This is a genomic window from Candidatus Solincola tengchongensis (assembly GCF_015711935.1).
Lineage (GTDB): Bacteria > Actinomycetota > Geothermincolia > Geothermincolales > RBG-13-55-18 > Solincola_A > Solincola_A tengchongensis.
Genome location: NZ_JACVJJ010000054.1, coordinates 33,283 through 51,624 on the forward strand (window position 1 = coordinate 33,283; position 18,342 = coordinate 51,624).

The following is an 18,342-nucleotide window of genomic DNA, read 5'->3' on the forward strand; positions in this document are numbered from 1 at the left end:
TTTATCCCCCTCCCCCGGCGGCCTCCACCTCCTCGCCGAAGAGGAGGGCGGAAACCTGCAGGCGCAACTTCTCCCGTGCCCGGTTCAGCCTCTCCTCCACGGTGTTGATGATGCGAACCCTCTCCTCGGGATCGGAGATCACCGCTCCGCCCCGGGTCTGGATGTCCGTGCGGACCTCGAATTCCGTGCCCCGGCCGCGGAGGATGTCCTCGGCCAGCCGCCCGTCCGCGGGGTCCACGTGGACCACTACCTTACCTCCAACCCTGGAGAGCCCTTCCTCTATCAGCCCGGCCAGGATGTCGGGATAGTCGCCGCGCGAACGCAGGCTCTCCATACCCTGCGCCGCCTGCTGCAGGGCCTTCTCCACGACCCTTTCCCTGGCCTGGATGACCGAGTTCTTGGCCCGGAGCCGCGCCGAATAGAGGATGGAGGTGGCCTCGCTCTGTGCCTCCGCCCTTATCTTGGCCAGGCGGGCCTGGCGGATGGCTTCCGCTTCCTCCCGTGCTCTATCCAGTATCTGCTTGGCCTCCTGCTCGGCGCGCCTGAAGATCTCCTGGCATTCCGCGCGGCATTCCTCGTCCAGCGCCTGCAGGATGTCTTCTATGGACATGTCCTCACTTCCCGTTCCGGTGAGCCGATGCGCCCGTCCCGGGGAGAAACCCGCTTCATTCTCCGGGTTTCAACCCCGTGATTAGGAAGCCGATGACGAACCCCAGGACCACCATGGTCTCGGGGATGGCGATCATGATGATGGCGTTACCCGCCAGCTCAGGCTTCTCGGCGAGGGCCCCCGCCATGGCCGCCCCAATCTTGGACTGGGACCAACCGGTGGCCAGCGCGGAGAGTCCGATGGCCAGAGCTGCCCCGATGGCGATGAGTCCGAGTTCCAAACTATTCACCTCCTGACCGCTTGAAAGGCTTGTAGACCACGTCTGACTCCTTGTAAAACTTGGTGAAGCTCTCCACCAAGTTGAGACGAAGGGATTGTATGGAGGGGCTCAACACCCCCAGGGCGATGTTCAGCACGTGCAGGAGGGCGGCCACGACGACCCCCAGGAAGACCATGGCCCCTCCGCCGAACTCCGCCCCCAGCTCATTGGCCACCTCGGCCAGGATGACCGAAGCGAGCCCGATGCCGTAGAGTCGGGCGTAGGACAGGAGGTTCCCGAAAGTAAGGGCGGCCTCCAGCCCGCCCCCGAATCCTCCGCCGTATCCGGCCAGACCGATGCCCACCACGGCCATCACCGCACCCACGGGCATGGCCACCGACTTGAGGCTCTTGACGCCCCATACACCTCCGAAGATGACCACTAGCCCGAGGACGAAAAGGAGGTAGCCCAGCTTCTCCAGGGCATGCTTGCGGTCGTGATGGCGGATGCCGTCGATGAGCCCGATGACCAGGGCGCTCCCCATGTGCAGGACGCCGATGAGGGCCACCACGATGAGCAGCAGCTTGAAGAGGTCGGGGTTAGCCTGGGCGATACGCTCCAGGGGCCATCCCCAGGGCTTGCCGCTCGAGGTATGCCCCCAGACCCACTTAACCACCATATGCCCGGCGGCGTCCTTCCAACCCAGAAGCCTGATGAGCAGGTCGCCGAAGAACTCGAAATAGAGTAGTCCGAAGACGAAGGAGGATATGGAACATATCAGGAGCACGTTGGCGAAGAGCTCGAAGAAGAGGCTCCGCGACTCGCGCTTCTTCAGCATGCGCTTCATGAGGAAGACCGTGCCCAGGAGCACCAGTGCGTAACCCATGTCCCCCAGCATGAACCCGAAGAGGATGGGGAAGAAGATGGCCACCAGGAAGGTGGGATCGATGTGGCCGTACTTGGGCGGGTTTATGAGCATGTAGATGAACTCGAAGGGGCGGACGACGGCCGGGTTCTTGAGAGCCGTCGGCGCCTCTTCCAGCTCCTCGTGGGTGGGAACCTCCTCGGTAAGCTCCACCTTGCCCTCGAACTTCTGTTCCAGCACCCGGCGCGCTTCCTCCACCTTCTCCGAGGGCATCCATCCGGTGATGACGAAGACGTGGCCGCTCTGGCCGAATTTGGGGATGGCGTTCAGGGACTCGATGCGGTCGGCCAGGTACTCCTTGAGGGCCACCAGGGTCACGTACCAGTCCTCGGAGATCTTCTCCAGGTCCTCGCGCACCTTCTTGAGCTTGGGGGGTATCTCGCTCAGCCGGGTCTCAATCTCCTTGAGGGCCTCGTCGTAGGGCTTGTCCGAGAGCTCGCTGGGCAGGCGGACCTGGTTGACGTTCTCCGTGGCCAGGAAATTGTGCACCTGCTCCGAGTAGCGCTTGTGGAAGACCAGTATGGCCGCATGGGTGTTCTCGTCCACCCGGGCCGAGAAGACCTCGCACTGGTTGTTGGTAATTCTTTCCAGTTCCTTCTCTATGTAGTCCAGGACCTGCTTGTACCTCTCCTCCACCAGCAGGGCCACCGATGTGTAGTTCTCCGTGGCCGTCACCCTGCTGGCCAGGGGATAGACCTTCTTGATGATGGGCTCGTACTTGGAGAGGCGGGAGAGCTCCACCTCCAGCTCGTGCTTGTAGTTGATGAGCTCGCGGGTCGCCTTCTCCTCCTCCTCCACCATGGAGGATATCTCGGCAAGGGTCTTTCCCTGGAATGAGCGGTACTTCTCCTCGATCTCCGCCCGGGTCACCCTCCTGTCGGGGGGCGCCAGCTCGGAGAGGATGGCGTTGTTGCGCATGGCCAGGTTCTGGAGGAGGTTGCGCTCCTCCTCAAGGGCGGGATCCATCTCCATGGGAATGAGATCCGCATAGCGGGGCCCCTTCTTCTTAGTAATATCTTCCAGGTGAAGCGTTCCCAGATCCTGGAGTGTTTCCAATACCTGGAAGAAGAGGGATTTTAGGCCCACGATCTCCACTTTGGACATGGTCAAGAGCATTTCTCTCTCCCCCTAGATCGGATGAGATTGGGTCTTGTCCTGCCGACGCACTCCTTCGACTCTGCTGCGTTATTTTCCGCGTCCTTCTCTCAGTCGCCTTCCCGTCGCGTACCGGGAACCTGGGGCGAGATCACCGCCTCCACGATGAACTCCACCGCCCGGGAGAGGTTTTCCTCGCCGCGCCTTTCCACGGCGGCGATCTCCCGGGCGGTGGACTCCTCGATGGCTTTTACCTCTTCCTGGGCGGCGGCGATGATCTTCTGGTAGGTATCCTGTCCGAGTTCCTCCAGGGTGGCTTTACGCTTCATGGCCGCCGCCTCTCCCTTGGCATCCTCGATGAGGCGTTCGGCCCTTGCTCTCTCGGCGTTGACCTTGGAACGGATCTCCGCTTCCTTTGCGGATATGCGGCTGAAAACCTCCGTCCGGGATCCGACGAACTTCTCCTCCAGTTGCTCGGCTATCCGCTTTTGTCTCTTACCTCTGCGGGCCTTCTCCTTCGATTTCTGCTCAGTTCCTGCCATGGTGTTTCGACCTCTTGCTTCGACTCTGGCTGGCCGTCCGTCGGGATCCCATACGGGAATCATCGTCCCCGTGCCCGAAGGCACTCCTCCAAACTCCCGTAACATAATATATTCAGCCCCTGGGGGTGTCAATAAAACGCCGGTGGTAAAGGTGCGCCAACGGGCGGCCGGTCCCTCTGCTCCATCGGGTAGGCGACCGTCACCAAGGGAGCATCTACGCCCCATCCGGAGGGCATCGTCAGGCGTGGGCGCCGAGGCCTCCCGAAGGAGGGCAAGGGGTCGGGAGCCGATGCGCCGCGTCGTTCGCCACCCTCCTGAAACGCCCGGAGTTCTCCCTGGGGCGGCGAAGGGTCAGGTCGTGATGCGCCGCGTCGCGTCCTGATAGATGAGCAAGAGCCCGTAAAGGGTGAGCAGGGGGTCGTGGTGGTGGACAGTGCGGCACTCCGAGACCACTACCTCGGCCAGGCCGCCCGTGGCGATGACCGTGGCCTCCTCACCCAGCTCGGCGAGCATCATCTCCACCAGGCGGTCCACCTGCCCGGCAAAGCCGAAGATTATCCCGGACTGCAGCGACCGGGCGGTGTTCTTGCCGATGACCGAGGGCGGCTTCTGCAGCTCCACCTTGGTGAGCCGCGCCGCGGCCTTGAAGAGGGCCTTGGAGGATATCTCGATCCCGGGAGCGATGGCCCCGCCCAGGTACTCACCCCGCGAGGAGACCACGTCCAGGGTGGTGGCGGTACCGAAATCCACCACGATGGAGGGGCCCCCGTAGCGCCGGAAGGCGGCCACCGCGTTCACCAGGCGGTCCGGGCCTACCTCCCGCGGGTTGTCCACCAGCACGGCGATGCCCGCATCCAGGTTATGGCCCACGATGAGCGGTTCGAACTCCCAATACTCCCGGGTCATGTGCTCCAGGGCCATGGTGGCCGAGGGCACCACGGAGGAGACGATGACCGCATCGAAGTGCTCGAAGCTGAGGCCCTTGAGCCCAAGGAAGCCCTGGTAATAGAGGGCCAGCTCGTCCCCGGTCTTGTTGGCGTCCGTGGAGATCCTCCAGTGCCCCACCAACTCCTCGCCGCGGTACGCGCCGATGACCGTCTGCGTGTTGCCGACATCTATGGCCAGAAGCATGACGACCTCCCCCTTCCGGAACCGTCCATCCTCCGATGAAGCCTCGTGCGCCGGCTCCCGGCGGTCACGCACCGCGGAATCGGCTCATACCGAGAGCTCCAGGGCTATGTCCAATGCCGGCGCGCTGTGGGTCAGGGCGCCCACGGAGATGAAATCCACCCCCGTGGAGGCGTAGGCGACCACGTTCTCCAGGTCGATGCCCCCCGAGACCTCGAGCTTCACCCTGCCCCCCGCCCGGCGCACCGCCTCGCGCACCTCTTCCACGCTCAGGTTGTCCAGCATGACCACGTCGGCGCCCGCCCGGATGGCCTCCTCCAGCTCGTCCAGGTCCTGCACCTCCACCTCGATGCTCACTTCGTTCCCCAGTACCTCCCGCGCCCTTCGCACCGCCTCCGCGGTGCTCCCAACCGCGGCGATGTGGTTGTCCTTGATGAGCACGCCGTCGTAAAGACCGAAACGGTGGTTCCTTCCTCCTCCCGCCCGCACGGCGTACTTCTCCAGAGCCCGCAGGCCGGGGGTGGTCTTGCGGGTGTCCAATATCTCCACCCCGTGAGGGGCGGCCGCGGCCACGAAACGCGAGGTCAGGGTGGCCACCCCCGAAAGCCGCTGCAGGAAGTTCAAGGCCGTCCTCTCCCCCTCCAGGATGGTGGACACCCTCCCCTCCACCACGGCGATCTCCGCGGGAGCGGCGGGGCGGTCGCCGTCGCTCACCAGGGGCTGAAAACGGAGCTTGGGGTCGAGGAGGCGGAAGGTCATGGAGGCCAGGGGAAGTCCGGCCACCACCCCTTCCTCCCTCATGATTATGCTCCCCCTGCCGCGCATGTCCGGAGGGAGAAGGGCCCGGGTGGTGATGTCCCCCTCGCTGCGCAGGTCCTCGTCCAGCGCGCGCCGGACGGCCTCAAGGCAGGTCCTCCTGAACTCCTCGTCCAAGGGAGATCAATCCTCCTCCCACCAGGGGTATCCGGATCCGGTGAGGCTTCCCACGGGCCTCAGTTCCCAGGATAAACCATCCTCACCCTCGCGGAAAACGATGTGCCGCCTCCAGAATTCCGCTTCTCCGGGAAAGTCCACCCGGAAGTGGCACCCCCGGCTCTCCTTCCGGAGGAGCGCGGCGCGCACCATGAGCCCGGCCAGAAGGATCATGTTCTGCACCTCGAAGCCCGCCGGCGACAGGTAGGAGGCATCCAGGACCCGCCGGTTCTTGCCCAGGAACCTGGCGGCCTCGGTGAGGCTCTCCCGGCTGCGGCGGAAACCCACACCGTCCTGCATGGCCTGCTGGAGGGAGCGCCGGAGCAGGGCTATGTCCACCGGGACGTGGTGGCGCTTCCTGCGGTAGCCGATGCTCGGCACGCGCGAATGGAGATCCTCCCTCCTTGCCAGCGTCACCTCCAGGTCCTCCATGATCCTCCAGCTGAAGACCAGGCCCTCGAGGAGGGAGTTGGAGGCCAGGCGGTTGGCCCCGTGCACCCCCGTGCAGGCCACCTCGCCGCAGGCGTAGAGCCCCGCCACCTTGGTCCTTCCCCGCAGGTCGGTGACCACCCCCCCACTCATATAGTGGGCGGCGGGAGACACCGGAATGGGCGACTGGGTGATGTCCAACCCGGCCTCAAGGCAGTGGCGGTAGATGGAGGGAAAACGCGCTTTCAGGGTCTCCGCGGGGATGCCCGTGGCGTCCAGGAAGAGGTGGTCCCGATCCAGCTCCCGCATCACCCGGACCATCTCGTTGACCACCACGTCGCGGGGAGCGAGGTCCTCGAGGGGGTGCACGCCGCGCATGATGCGGCGTCCCCGGTGATCCACGAGGACCGCCCCTTCCCCACGCAGGGCTTCGCTGATGAGCCAGCGGGGGTTCTCGGGGATGTGCAGGGCGGTGGGGTGGAACTGGAGGAACTCCACGTCGGCCACCTCGGCGCCGGCGCGCAGGGCCATGGCCACCCCGTCTCCGGTGCAGATCTCGGGGTTGGTGGTCACGGAGTAGAGCTGTCCCATCCCTCCCGTGGCCAGGACCACGGCGGGGGCACGCAGGTAATGCAGGGTGCCGGTGTCCGTGTCCATGGCCAGTAACCCCAGACAGCGGTCCTCGTGGGTCACCACGTCCACGGCGAAATAATCCTCCAGGATCTGGAGTCGTTTATTGTAGATGAGGCGCCGGATGAGGCAGGCCTCGATCTCGCTTCCCGTGGCGTCTCCCTGGGCATGGGCCACCCGGCGGCGTGAATGCCCTCCCTCCATGGTGAGGTCCAGGTGGCCGTCGGTGGTGTCGAAGTGCGCGCCCACCTCCTCGATGAGCTCGGTGATGCGGCGGGGGCCCTCACGTACCAGTACCCAGACGGCGTCCTCCTCGCAGAGCCCCTTGCCCGCCTCCACGGTGTCCCGGAAGTGGAGCTCCGGCGAGTCGTCGGCGCCCAGGGCGGAGGCGATGCCCCCCTGGGCGAATTTGGTGGCCGTCGCAGTGAGCGTGGTCTTGGTCACCAGGGCGACGCGGAAACGGCGGGCGGCCCGCAGCGCCGTGGAAAGCCCGGCCACCCCGCTTCCCACCACCACCAGGTCGCAGTCCATGGTGGGAAGTTCTTCCAGGTCGAAGTTGACGAGGTATCTGGGGATCACCGGGATTCCTCTTTCCGTACCTTCCGCACGGCGTCCTCAACCGACGGCCAGCATCCTCTCCACGGCCCGCAGCGCACGGACGCGTATCTCCTCGGGCACGGTCACCCTGGGCTCCATGTCCCTCAACGACCTCTCCACCTTCTCCAGGGTGATCATCTTCATGTCCGGGCAGAGGGGCTCGGGGGAGGGGAAGTGGAAGCGCCTTTCCGGGAACCTCTTACCGAGCGGGTAACCCAATCCTGACTCGGTGAGGATGATGAATTCCTCCCGGTCGGATTCCTCCACCACCCGGAACATTCCCGAGGTGCTGGCCACTGCATCGGCCAGCTCCAGGACCTCCGGCCGGCATTCCGGGTGGGCTATGGTAAGGGCCTCGGGATGCTCTTCCTTCAACCTGCTCACGTCCTCCGCCCGGATGCCGTCGTGGATGGGGCAGCAGCCCTCCCAGATGATGAGCCGGCGGCCGCTCACCCCCTGCACGTAGCGGCCCAGGTTGCCGTCGGGGGTGAAGACGATTTCCGTGGCCTCGATGCTCCGGACCACGTCCACGGCGTTGCCCGAGGTGCAGCAGTAATCGCTCTCCGCCTTCACCGCCGCGGTGGAGTTCACGTAGGTTACCACTACCGCCCGGGGATGGAGCTTGCGCAGGGTGCGGATCCCCTCCGGGGTCACGGTGTCCGCCAGGGGACAACCCGCCCGCGGCTCCGGGAGCAGGGTCACCTTGTCCGGGTTGAGGATGGCCGAGGTCTCGGCCATGAAGTGCACGCCGCAGAAGACCACCACCCTGGCCTCCGTCTCCGCGGCCTGCCGGGCCAGCCCCAGGGAGTCGCCCACGAAGTCCGCCAGGTCCTGTATCTCCGGAGGCTGGTAGTTGTGGGCCAGGATGACCGCCTCGCGCTCCTCGCGCAGGCGGTTTATGCTCTCGACGAGATCCTCACGTTCCAAAGATGGGTTCGCTCCTTTCGTTTCAATGCCTTATCTTGACCCACGCAGCGCGATCCTCCACCCCGACGCAGCCGGGCGACGCAGCCGGGGCCTCCCCGCGCCTCCGCGTCCCGGACGTCTCCCCGACGCCGTGCCCGCCCGTCGGCCTCCGCTCTTTTCCATTCCCTGGAAAGCGGGCATAAACCCCTTCCCGGAAAAGGAATAAAAAAAGACCCCCGACCCTTCCCCCTGCGGTTCCACCGATCAGCAGACGTCGTCGGCGGCCACGTGGTCCTCCACGTGGGTTATGCGGTTGAGCTCGTCCACGTAGACGATGCGCGGTTTGAGGTCCCGGACATCCTCCTCGTCCACGATGGAGAAGGAGAAGATGATCACCTTGTCCCCGCGGTGGATGAGGCGGGCCGCGGCGCCGTTCATGGTGATGGTTCCCGATCCGGGGACACCGCCTATGACGTAAGTCTCCAGGCGGTTCCCGTTGTCCACGTCCACCACCATCACCTTTTCGTAGGGAAGCAGGTCCGCCGCCCGCATGAGCTCCTCATCAATGGTGATGCTTCCCACGTAATGGAGGTCGGCATCGGTGACCGTGGCCCGGTGGATCTTGCTCTTGAGCATAATGCGACGTCTGGCCATCTTCCTACCCTGCGTGTCCAGCTCCTCGCCTCTGCGCCTCCGTTCGACGCCGGGCCTTTATCCATAATATAGCATAACCCTTGCCGGGTATCGTACCTCGCCAACTCGCTCCCCGGGGGGCGCATACCGGGAATCCGCCGCCAGCGGCGGGTGGCCCTCACCTTCCGGACAGTAAAGAGAAGACCGGCGAGGATGCACCGTCCGTGCCTCATACCTCGAGGAGGACGTTGTCGATGAGGCGGGCCTTCCCCACCCTGGCCGCCAGGGCGATGAGCACCTTGCCCTGCAGGCGTTCCACGGGGCGGAGCCCCTCCCAATCCACGGCCTCCACGTACTCCGGCTCGACCAGGGGCTCGGTTTCCAGCATTTCCCGCACCGCCGCGAGCACCTCGCGGGCCTCCCTCTCCCCTCCGCGCACCATCTCCTCCGCCCGGCGCAGCGAACGGTAGAGGACGGTGGCCGCCCTCCTCTCCTCCGGTTTAAGATAGACGTTGCGGGAGCTCATGGCCAGCCCGTCCTCCTCCCTCACCGTGGGGCAGGTCACGATCTGGATGTCGAAGTTGAGGTCCTCCACCATCTTCTGGATGACCCTCACCTGCTGGGCATCCTTGAGACCGAAGTAAGCGCGGTGGGCGGGGATTATATGGAAGAGTTTTGCAACCACCGTGGCCACGCCCCGGAAATGCCCCGGGCGGGAGGCACCGCAGAGGCCTTCGGTTATCCCCTCCACCTCCACGAAAGTGAGGTAAGGTTGGGGATACATGTCCTCCACCCGGGGATGGAATATGCAGTCCACGCCCGCCTGCGCGGCTATCTCCACGTCCCGCTGCAGGTCGCGGGGGTATTCCTTGAAGTCCTCGCGGGGACCGAACTGGATGGGATTGACGAAGAGGCTGACCACCACGAAGTCGTTCTCCTCCCGCGCGGCGCGCATGAGGCTCACGTGCCCGGCATGGAAGAACCCCATGGTGGGGACCAGACCTACGCTCTGTCCCGCCTCCCGGCGTTCCGTGACCAGACGGGTCATCTCCCACGGCACGGTGACGATGCGCATCCCCAACCTCCCAGGTTTGTCTCCCTTCTCCATCCGGGCGCTCGAGCCCGCCGCACCGGCCTCAGGTATAGCGCTCCAGGAGTTCGGCGATCTCCTGGCTCCGGGAACGGCTCAGGTGGGCCTCCGCCAGGTCCAGGGCGAAGCGGGTGAGCGCCACGTAGACATGCAGGTGTTCCTCCCGTCCCTCCTCCTCCAGTTTCTCCAGGTGGCGCCTTATGATGCCGATGTCCCCCCGGGCAACGGGGCCGGTGAGCGCCCTCTCCGTTCCCAGGCGGCGCAGGTTGCTCACCGTGCCCTCGATCAGTGGTAGCAGGGCCTTCAGGGCCTTCTCGCCCTCCATGCCTATCTCCTGATAGAGGAGCTCGGCGGCGTGCTCCAGGGCCACGAGGAGGTTGCTGGCCAAAACCGCTCCCAGGTGGTAGAGGACCTTGTTCTCCTCTTCCAGGCGCACGGGCTCCCCTCCCAGCAGGCGGACCAGATCCTCTGCCCATTCCCCGGTACGCGGGTCCCTGGCGGTGACCGCGAACACGGATCCCGGTATCTTCCTCACCGCCCCTCGGACGTCGGCGAAGGTCTGGAGGGGGTGGATGCTCGCCGTGGCCGCACCCGCCTCCTCCGCCGCCGCCAGCACGTCCAACCCCAGGGCGCCGCTCATGTGCACCACGTAACTACCCCTCCTCACGACCCCCGCGCTGGCCAGGGTCACGCAGGCGTCGGCGATGAGGTCGTCGGGGGTGGTGAGGAGCAGCACGTTGCCCTTTCTCGCCGCCTTGACCATGTCCGTGGTGAGATAGGTATGGGGAAGGTACTCCCTGACTTTCTCAAGCGATTCCTCGCTGCGGCAGGCCACGGCCGCCACCGAACGCCCGGCCTGCGCCAGGAGGTACCCCACCGCGGTCCCCACCCTTCCTCCCCCGATGACCACGAAACGGTCGCTCTTCCTAACCACGCCACTCTCCCTCCTCGAAACGGCCCGCCCATCGCAGCCCCGCCCGCTCATCCCCCTCCAGGCCGGCCGGGGGCACCAATGCGGGGTCCAGTTCCCGCAGGGGGACGATGACGAAATCCCGCTCTCTCATGCGGGGATGGGGGATCACCAAATCCTCGTCCTTCCAGGCGATATCGTCGTACAGCAGGATGTCCACGTCAATCGTCCTCGGCCCCCAGCGCACATCCCTCACCCTCCCCAAGGCATCCTCCACTTCCCTGCAGGCCTCCAGCATCTCCCGCGGGCCGCGCCGCGTGGACACCAGGGCCACCAGGTTGAGGAAATTCGGCTGCTCCACCGGCCCCCACGGCTCGCTCTCGTAGATGGAGGAGACCTCGACAACCCTCACGCCGGGGATGGAATCGAGCATCCTGAGGGCGGATAGGAGGTTCCCCCTGCGGTCGCCCAGGTTACTCCCCAGCCCCAGAAAGACCCGGTGTTCGCCCCCTCCCGCCATGCAGCTCCTCCCGCCGCTCCGTTGCGATTCTCAACCGCCCTCATCGCGCCGGAAGACCATCTCCACGGCTACGTCACCCACCTCGCAGCTGATGGGTGCCTCCGGCTTATGGACCCGCACCAGCGCCCTCCTCGCCGGCGTGGACTCCATGACATATCTCCCTACCTCCGCCGCCAGGGACTCGATGAGGCGAAAGGGTTCCCCGGAGATGATGTCCCGAATGCCCTCCGCCAGCCGACTGTAGTCCACGGCCCGGGAAAGGTCGTCCTCTCTCGCTGCCTGCGAGGCCTCGTAATCCAGCTCCACGTCCACCACGAAGACCTGGCCCTCCTCCCGTTCCTCCGGCATGCAACCGTGGTACCCGTAGGCCCTAAGGCCGGTGATGAGGATCCTGGCCATGCCGTCCCAATGGCGCACGCCCAAAGCCTCCTTTCCTGCGAGGCGGCCGTCTCATGCCAGCTCCTCCGCGGCCCGCCTCCTCGTCTCCACGCCACCCGATCTGCGAGGGAGTCTCGCGCCCCACCGTCCGCACCTGGATGGCCCCGGGAGACTCCGCTTCATCCCGCGCCGGGCATCACAGGGGAATGATTCCCATCCTGTCCGAGCCTCCGCCGTGGCCCGCCGAGCCGGCATTGCGTCTTTTACGGGGTTCCACCGGGCTAGGAAAAGCGTTTGCCGGAGGTCATTCCACTCTGGCGGAGACGAGGGTGTCCGTGGCCTCCAGGGAATCCACGACCTCCATACCCCTGATTACCTTCCCGAAAACCGTGAAGTAGGTGTCCAGGAAGGTGGAGTCCCGTTTGAGGATGTAGAAGTCGGTGGTGGCGGAGTCGGGCTCCGGGAGTTGCGTCTCCGGGTCGCTGGGCTTGGCCATGCCCACCATGCCCCGCAGGTTGGAGAGGCCGATCTCGTCGGCCACCTTCTGCACCTCGCCGTCCTTGGCTATGGCCTCCTCGAGGGCCGCCTGGTCGGGCTCCGTCTCCCCGTACTCCGCCCGCAGGGACTGGTAATGGCTCCCGGTCTGGACCACGAAGTCCTCTACCCGGTACCAGCGCAGGCCGTCGTAGAAGCCGCGGTTCACGAGGTCGGTCACGTGCTGCACGGTCATGGGGGCCTCCTTCCCATAGAGGCCGACGACGATCTCCCCCTTGCTGGTCTGAAGCACCAGGCGGGAGGTGATCCTGGGCTCTTTTTCCTTTGACTTGAGGTGGTTTGCCAGGAAGACCAGACCCACGGTTATGCCCACGGCGGCAAGCACCCCCACCGCCGCCAGGATGCGCATGCGGATCTCCTTCTTCCTCTCCTTTTCCCTCCTGGCTTCCTCTTCCTTACGCTGCTGCTTCAACTTCTGAGCCCGACCCAATTCGACCTCCCCACCTCAACGACCCACGCGTCGACGCGTTCCCAAACTACTCTTCTTCCAAGTCCCGCCAGCGCCCCTTACCGGCGATGGCCTCCGCCACCCGGACCACCCGTACCATCTCCCGCACGTCGTGCACCCGCACGATGTCCGCTCCCATGGCCACTCCCAGGGCCACGCTGGCCGCCGTGCCCTCCAGCCTCTCCTCCACCGGGAGGTCCAGGATCATGCCGATGAAGGACTTGCGGGAGGTCCCGAGGAGAAGCGGGTAGCCCAAAGACCTGAGCTCCGGCAACCTCCTCAGTATCTCCAGGTTGTGGCGCAGCGTCTTCCCGAAGCCTATGCCAGGGTCCAGGATGATGTTGGAGGGGTCGGCGCCCGCCCGGATGGCCGCCTCCGCCCTCTCCCGCAGGAAGGCCGCTATCTCGCCGACCACGTCCTCGTAATGTGGGCTCACCTGCATGTCCTTGGGCATGCCCTGCATGTGCATGAGGCAGAAGGGCACCCCCCGCTCCACTACCAGGGGCAGCATCTCCGGGTCCAGGCGCATGGCGCTTATCTCGTTGACCATGGAGCATCCCGCGTCCAGGGCGCGGCGTGCCACCTCCGCCTTGGTGGTGTCTATAGAGAGAGGGACGCCGGCCCGTCCGGCGAGCTCCTCGACCACGGGCATGACCCGCCGCAGCTCCTCGTCCAGGGGGATGGAGTCGGAGCCCGGCCGGGTGGACTCCCCTCCTATGTCCAGGATGTCCGCGCCCTCCTCCACCAGCCTCAAACCGTGTTCCACCGCGTCCCCGGCCCGGTAAAACCTGCCGCCGTCGGAAAAGGAATCCGGGGTCACGTTGACGATGCCCATCAGCAGGGTGCGCTCGCCCAGGCGGTACTCCCTCCCGCCCAGGACCAGGGTCCTCTCCTCCTCCCGGAAGGCGGGGGCCAGGACCTCCTCCAGTTCCGCAGCCAGCGCCCTCAACCCGAACGGCTGCTCTTTGAGGCGCGCGATCAGGGCCCGGTAGTGCTTTAGGGTCCCGGAGATCACCGCCGGAACCCTCTTCTCCCCGTACTCGAAGACGTCCCGGGGAAGGGAGACCTCCCCCCCGATGGAGAGCATGTTCTGCTTGAGGATGTTGGCCGCCCGGTTGTCCAGGTCGTCCACCCGTATGACGCGGTGGACCATCTTGGGGGCCATGATGTCGCGGCCGCGGTCGGTGGGCCCGATCTCGTCCAGGCGGGCATAGGCATCGCGCAGATCTTCCACGCGGAGCAGGCGAGGGTTATAGCGCATGGGCTCACCTCAGCTCTTCTGGCGTATGAGGGCCATGGCCTCGGCGCGGGAGGCGGCGTTGGTGTGGAAGGTGCCGCGCACCGCGGAGGTGATGGTCAGGGTGCCCGGCTTCTTGACCCCCCGCATGGACATGCAGAGATGTTCGGCCTCGATGACTACCAGGACGCCCCGCGGGCGCAGGGCCTTGACCAGAGTGTCGGCGATGGTGGTCGTCAGACGCTCCTGCACTTGGAGGCGCTTGGAGAGGACGTCCACCACCCGGGCCAGCTTGCTGATGCCGGTTATCTGGCCCTGGGGCCCGGGTATATAGGCCACATGGGCCTTTCCCAGGAAGGGCATGAGATGGTGCTCGCATATGGAGTAGAGGGGGATGTCCTTGACCACGATCATCTCCTCATGCTCCTCGGCGAACATGGCCTGGATTACGCTTGCCGGATCCACATCCATGCCGCAGAGGATCTCCTCGTACATCTTGGCCACCCGTTCCGGGGTGTCCACAAGCCCCTCGCGCTCCAGGTCCTCCCCGATGCCCTCAAGGATCAGGCGCACGCCCTGCTTTATCTTCTCCCGGTCCACCTCACACCTTCCATGACCCCGGCTGGACCGTCAGGCCAGCCACTTCCATCTTCTTCCTGATCTGGGCCTATTCCATCCGGACGCCCATGGCTCCCGCTGCTCGGCCACGGCATGGCGCGGGCTTCTACTCCGCGGACCCTCCGCTACGCCGCGCCTTCCCGGGAAACCACACCCGCATATTATAACCCAAGCCCCCGGCGGGAATGGGTAAACTGGCAGGCTGGTCGTTCCTCTCCCAAGCGGGGAGGGGGAACAAGGCGAGCGCAGCGCTGGGGTTCAAATCGACGCGTGGAGTAGAGGCGCGTGGAGGAGATAAGTCACGGCGCCGCCGGAAAGCGCGGCCCGGACATCATTCCGGCTGGATGGCCGGCTTTCCCTTTATGGGTGCCGGAGGCCGTACCGCGTCCCTTTCCCCTTCCGGCTCCTCCCGTGAAGGGGCCTCCGCCGGGCCGGTACTCTCCAGCTCCCGGCCCTCGAGGAGGGCCAGCAGCTCCTCCTTCTCCAGGGTCTCCCTCTCCATGAGGGTATGGGCGATGAGGTCCAGCTTCTCCCGGTTGCGGGTGAGGATCTCCTTGGCGCGGTCGTAGGCCCCGTCCACCAGCCTTCTGACCTCGCGGTCTATCTCGTAGGCTATCTGATCGCTGTAGTCCTGGTGGGTGACCAGGTCCCTTCCCAGGAAGACCTCCCCCTGTTTCTGTCCCAGGGTCAGGGGCCCCAGCTTCTCGCTCATCCCGAACTCGCAGACCATCTTGCGGGCCAAGCGGGTGGCCTTCTCGATGTCGTTCTGGTCCCCGGTGGTGATCTCCCCGAAGACCATCTCCTCCGCCACCCGACCCCCCAGGAGCATGGCCAGCTCGTCCACCAGCTCGGACTTGGTCACCAGGTATTTGTCCTCCGTGGGCAGGGTAAGGGTATAACCCAGGGCCTGTCCCCGGGGGATGATGGATATCTTGTGCACCGGGTCGGCGTTGGGGAGCTCGTGGGCCACCAAGGCGTGTCCCGTCTCGTGATAGGCGATGATCTCCTTCTCCTTCTCGCTGATGAGGCGGGTGCGCCTCTCCGGCCCGGCGACCACGCGGTCGATGGCCTCCTCCAGCTCCTCCATATCCAGCTTCTTCTTCCCGTGGCGTGCCGCCAGGAGGGCGGCCTCGTTGACCAGGTTGGCCAGGTCGGCGCCGGTGAACCCCGGCGTGCGCCTGGCCAGGACCTCCAGGTCCACGTCCTCGGCCAGTGGCTTGTCCCGGGTGTGCACCTTGAGTATCTCGATGCGGCCCTGCAGGTCGGGACGGTCCACCACGATCTGGCGGTCGAACCTCCCCGGTCGCAGGAGCGCGGGGTCCAGGATGTCCGGACGGTTGGTGGCGGCGATGAGGATGACCCCCGCCTTGGTGTCGAAGCCGTCCATCTCCACCAGCAGCTGGTTGAGGGTCTGCTCCCTCTCGTCATGCCCCCCGCCCAGCCCGGCGCCGCGGTGCCGCCCCACGGCGTCTATCTCGTCCACGAAGATGATGGCCGGTGCATGGGCCTTGGCCTGCTCGAAGAGGTCGCGCACCCGCGAGGCGCCCACTCCCACGAACATCTCCACGAAATCGGAGCCGGAGATGGAGAAGAAGGGAACCCCCGCCTCACCGGCCACCGCCTTGGCCAGGAGGGTCTTCCCCGAGCCGGGAGGGCCGTAGAGGAGGACCCCCTTGGGTATCTTGGCCCCCAGGGCCTGGAACTTGGCGGGGTTGGCCAGAAAGTCGCGGATCTCCTTCAGCTCCTCCACCGCCTCGTCCACCCCGGCCACGTCCTTGAAGGTCACCTTGGGCTGGTCCTTGGAGACCAGCTTGGCCCGGCTCTTCCCAAAGGACATCACCTTGCTCCCCCCTCCCTGCATCTGCTGGAAGAGGAAGAAGAAGAGGACCACGATGAGGATGAAGGGCAGCAGGTTGAGGACCACCCCCAGGAAGTCAAAACCTCCCTGGGTATCCACCTTGATCTCCAGGTTGCGGTAGGCGGCGTACCTTTGGGCCTCCCCGGCGTCCTCCGAATCCGCCTTGGCGCGGTAGGAATTGATCTCCTTCACCAGGTCGCTGGTGTAATCGGCGGGGAAGCTTACCTCGAACTCCTCGCCGCTCTGGAGGGTCCCCACCACCACGTGGTCCTTGTCCTTGATGGTCAGGGTGGCGATCTCCCCGGCCGCCAGCCGGTCCTGGAACCAGGAGAGGTCGTGGACCTTCTTGGTCCCGAAGATGCTGGGGGACTTCGTCCACACCAGCAGGATGACGAAGGCGATCACCAGGTAGAATATGGCAGTCCGCCAGATCCTCTTGTTTCCGGGGTTCAAGACCTACCGCTCTCCTTTCTTCAAGACCTCATGCGGGCGCCCCGACCGCGCCCCTCCGTGACCCCCTGGGCGCTCCCCGCGGAGCTCTCCCTCCCCTCTCGGCACACCTTGGCCACGCCGACGCTTGCCGCCCCGTCCCCCGGCGTGTCCCGCCACTATAATTCTTCGACCGCCCGTGTCCGGTCCTGAAACGGCGTCCCTCGACCGCGGCAGCTCAGGCATCTTCTTGCGTATCCCCGGCATCCTCGAGAACCCCCACGTAAGGCAGATGCCGGTAACGTTCCGCGTAATCCAGCCCGTACCCCACCACGAAGAGGGGAGGGATGTCGAAGCCGCAGTACTTGACCTCAATATCCACCTTACGCGCTTCCGGCTTGTTGAGCAAGGCGCAGACCTCCAGGCTGGCGGGCTCCCTCTGCCGGAGCAGCCGGGCGATGTAATCCAGGGTGAGCCCGGTATCCACTATGTCCTCCACGAGGAGGACGTCCCGCCCCCGTATGTCCAGGTCCAGGTCCTTGAGCACGCGCACTACACCGGAGGTCTCGGTATCCTTCCCGTAACTGGAGACGGCCACGAAGTCCACCTCCAGGGGGAGGTCCACCCGGCGCACCAGGTCGGCCAGGAAGACGAAAGCCCCTTTCAGGATGCCCACCATCACCAGGTCGCGCCCCCGGTAATCCTCGGTGATGCGGCGGGCGAGCTCCTCCACGCGCCGGTCGAGTTCCCGGCTGCCGATGAGCACCTTCCCGGGCTTCGTATCCAACGGCCGTTTTCCCCCTCTCAGCGCTTTCCCTCTTCACGCCTCCGCCGTTTTCTTCGACAGGGAATCCCTCATAGCCGACGCGGGGCGCCGGTGACGGCCCTTTCGGGCCACGGTCCCCATTTTACCCCAACCGGACGGGGGATGATACGAGGCGGGCATGAGGAAAACGGTCCCTTGCTTGGTCGGAAGGCATACGACGCCCAGGCGGGAGGCCCGGATGAGTTTCCCGGCAAAGGGGAAGGGGGAGGGAAACGGAAGATCATGGAATATATTCCCATGCGGAGCGGGAGGCTTGACGGTGAAACATGGCCGGCGATGTCCCCACCCTGGGGTCGGGCCAACGTCTTCGGAACGGAAACGAGCATTCGCATGCCCGATCTTTTGGTTTGGACGGGATTGCAGGGTAATCCCCCGGACCCTGGCCCCGAAAGCGCTCTCCGAAACGCACGGTGCCTGCGAGGTCACACCGAGGAATTCCGTGCGCATCCCCTCCCCGCGGGGTCCTCGCCACGAGAACGGAGACACCCCACCTTGCGGGGTCCGCGGATCGAAGGCGGTTCAACTCGATCCCTCTTATGGGTCCAGTCGGTCTTCCTCTCAATCCAGGATCTCGCACCTCAGGGCCCTCTTCGTCCGCGGCGTGATCTTGACGAAGGCGGTTCAACTCGATCCCTCTTATGGGTCCAGTCGGTCTTCCTCTCAATCCAGGATCTCGCACCTCAGGGCCCTCTTCGTCCGCGGCGTGATCTTGAAACGCTCGTCGGGACGGTAGCCCACCACCCAGGC

The 18,342-nt window shown here is 65.4% G+C and carries 18 protein-coding genes; all 18 read right to left on the bottom strand.

The genetic code is table 11. From position 1 onward, the window contains the following. Position 1 precedes the first annotated feature (1 nt). Positions 2-610, bottom strand: coding sequence for a V-type ATP synthase subunit E (locus tag H7007_RS04610; RefSeq protein WP_287153441.1), 609 nt, complete (start codon positions 608-610; stop codon positions 2-4). A gap of 55 nt (positions 611-665) precedes the next feature. Next, positions 666-890, bottom strand: a complete 225-nt coding sequence (locus tag H7007_RS04615; RefSeq protein WP_287153443.1) for an ATP synthase subunit C-like protein — start codon at positions 888-890, stop codon at positions 666-668. Between the two features lies 1 nt (position 891). Continuing rightward, positions 892-2,910, bottom strand: coding sequence for a V-type ATP synthase subunit I (locus H7007_RS04620; protein ID WP_287153445.1), 2,019 nt, complete (start codon positions 2,908-2,910; stop codon positions 892-894). A gap of 89 nt (positions 2,911-2,999) precedes the next feature. Then, positions 3,000-3,431, bottom strand: coding sequence for a hypothetical protein (locus tag H7007_RS04625; protein WP_287153447.1), 432 nt, complete (start codon positions 3,429-3,431; stop codon positions 3,000-3,002). A gap of 351 nt (positions 3,432-3,782) precedes the next feature. Then, positions 3,783-4,562, bottom strand: coding sequence for a type III pantothenate kinase (locus H7007_RS04630; RefSeq protein WP_287153449.1), 780 nt, complete (start codon positions 4,560-4,562; stop codon positions 3,783-3,785). Between the two features lie 84 nt (positions 4,563-4,646). Next, positions 4,647-5,492: a carboxylating nicotinate-nucleotide diphosphorylase gene (gene nadC, locus H7007_RS04635; RefSeq protein ID WP_287153451.1), complete on the bottom strand. Its 846-nt coding sequence runs from the start codon at positions 5,490-5,492 to the stop codon at positions 4,647-4,649. 6 nt (positions 5,493-5,498) lie between these two features. After that, the gene (gene nadB / locus H7007_RS04640; protein WP_287153453.1) at positions 5,499-7,169 is read right to left on the bottom strand and encodes an L-aspartate oxidase; all 1,671 of its coding nucleotides are present in this window, start codon (positions 7,167-7,169) and stop codon (positions 5,499-5,501) included. Positions 7,170-7,205: 36 nt separating this feature from the next. After that, a complete protein-coding gene (nadA, locus tag H7007_RS04645) occupies positions 7,206-8,114 on the bottom strand; it encodes a quinolinate synthase NadA (protein ID WP_287153455.1) in 909 nt (302 codons plus the stop codon). Positions 8,115-8,357: 243 nt separating this feature from the next. Continuing rightward, the gene (gene panD / locus H7007_RS04650; protein ID WP_287153457.1) at positions 8,358-8,747 is read right to left on the bottom strand and encodes an aspartate 1-decarboxylase; all 390 of its coding nucleotides are present in this window, start codon (positions 8,745-8,747) and stop codon (positions 8,358-8,360) included. A 208-nt stretch (positions 8,748-8,955) separates the two neighbouring features. Beyond that, positions 8,956-9,801, bottom strand: a complete 846-nt coding sequence (panC, locus tag H7007_RS04655; protein ID WP_287153458.1) for a pantoate--beta-alanine ligase — start codon at positions 9,799-9,801, stop codon at positions 8,956-8,958. A gap of 61 nt (positions 9,802-9,862) precedes the next feature. Next, positions 9,863-10,750 carry a Rossmann-like and DUF2520 domain-containing protein gene (locus H7007_RS04660; protein WP_287153460.1) on the bottom strand — a complete coding sequence of 296 codons (888 nt, stop codon included), beginning with the start codon at positions 10,748-10,750 and terminating at the stop codon, positions 9,863-9,865. Beyond that, positions 10,743-11,246 (bottom strand): 2-amino-4-hydroxy-6-hydroxymethyldihydropteridine diphosphokinase, encoded by a 504-nt coding sequence (gene folK / locus H7007_RS04665; protein WP_287153462.1) that lies wholly within the window; start codon positions 11,244-11,246, stop codon positions 10,743-10,745. The genes H7007_RS04660 and folK overlap by 8 nt, the downstream gene beginning before the upstream one ends. Before the next feature lie 30 nt (positions 11,247-11,276). Then, the gene (gene folB / locus H7007_RS04670; protein WP_287153464.1) at positions 11,277-11,663 is read right to left on the bottom strand and encodes a dihydroneopterin aldolase; all 387 of its coding nucleotides are present in this window, start codon (positions 11,661-11,663) and stop codon (positions 11,277-11,279) included. Positions 11,664-11,928: 265 nt separating this feature from the next. Next, a complete protein-coding gene (locus H7007_RS04675) occupies positions 11,929-12,609 on the bottom strand; it encodes a peptidylprolyl isomerase (protein WP_287153465.1) in 681 nt (226 codons plus the stop codon). Between the two features lie 46 nt (positions 12,610-12,655). Then, the gene (folP, locus tag H7007_RS04680; RefSeq protein ID WP_287153466.1) at positions 12,656-13,888 is read right to left on the bottom strand and encodes a dihydropteroate synthase; all 1,233 of its coding nucleotides are present in this window, start codon (positions 13,886-13,888) and stop codon (positions 12,656-12,658) included. 9 nt (positions 13,889-13,897) lie between these two features. Then, the gene (gene folE, locus H7007_RS04685) at positions 13,898-14,464 is read right to left on the bottom strand and encodes a GTP cyclohydrolase I FolE (protein ID WP_287153468.1); all 567 of its coding nucleotides are present in this window, start codon (positions 14,462-14,464) and stop codon (positions 13,898-13,900) included. 349 nt (positions 14,465-14,813) lie between these two features. Next, entirely contained in the window at positions 14,814-16,793 is a 1,980-nt protein-coding gene (gene ftsH, locus H7007_RS04690) for an ATP-dependent zinc metalloprotease FtsH (RefSeq protein WP_287153470.1), read from the bottom strand. A gap of 214 nt (positions 16,794-17,007) precedes the next feature. Continuing rightward, complete coding sequence (gene hpt / locus H7007_RS04695) at positions 17,008-17,556, bottom strand: hypoxanthine phosphoribosyltransferase (protein ID WP_287153472.1); 549 nt, start codon at positions 17,554-17,556, stop codon at positions 17,008-17,010. Positions 17,557-18,342: the final 786 nt, after the last annotated feature.

Coding starts and splice junctions, on each gene's coding strand:
- folK (WP_287153462.1), bottom strand. CDS start 11,246: ATGGCGGGAGGGGGCGAACACCGGGTCTTTCTGGGGCTGGGGAGTAAC.
- panC (WP_287153458.1), bottom strand. CDS start 9,801: ATGCGCATCGTCACCGTGCCGTGGGAGATGACCCGTCTGGTCACGGAA.
- H7007_RS04625 (WP_287153447.1), bottom strand. CDS start 3,431: ATGGCAGGAACTGAGCAGAAATCGAAGGAGAAGGCCCGCAGAGGTAAG.
- H7007_RS04620 (WP_287153445.1), bottom strand. CDS start 2,910: ATGCTCTTGACCATGTCCAAAGTGGAGATCGTGGGCCTAAAATCCCTC.
- panD (WP_287153457.1), bottom strand. CDS start 8,747: ATGGCCAGACGTCGCATTATGCTCAAGAGCAAGATCCACCGGGCCACG.
- H7007_RS04630 (WP_287153449.1), bottom strand. CDS start 4,562: ATGCTTCTGGCCATAGATGTCGGCAACACGCAGACGGTCATCGGCGCG.
- H7007_RS04610 (WP_287153441.1), bottom strand. CDS start 610: ATGTCCATAGAAGACATCCTGCAGGCGCTGGACGAGGAATGCCGCGCG.
- folP (WP_287153466.1), bottom strand. CDS start 13,888: ATGCGCTATAACCCTCGCCTGCTCCGCGTGGAAGATCTGCGCGATGCC.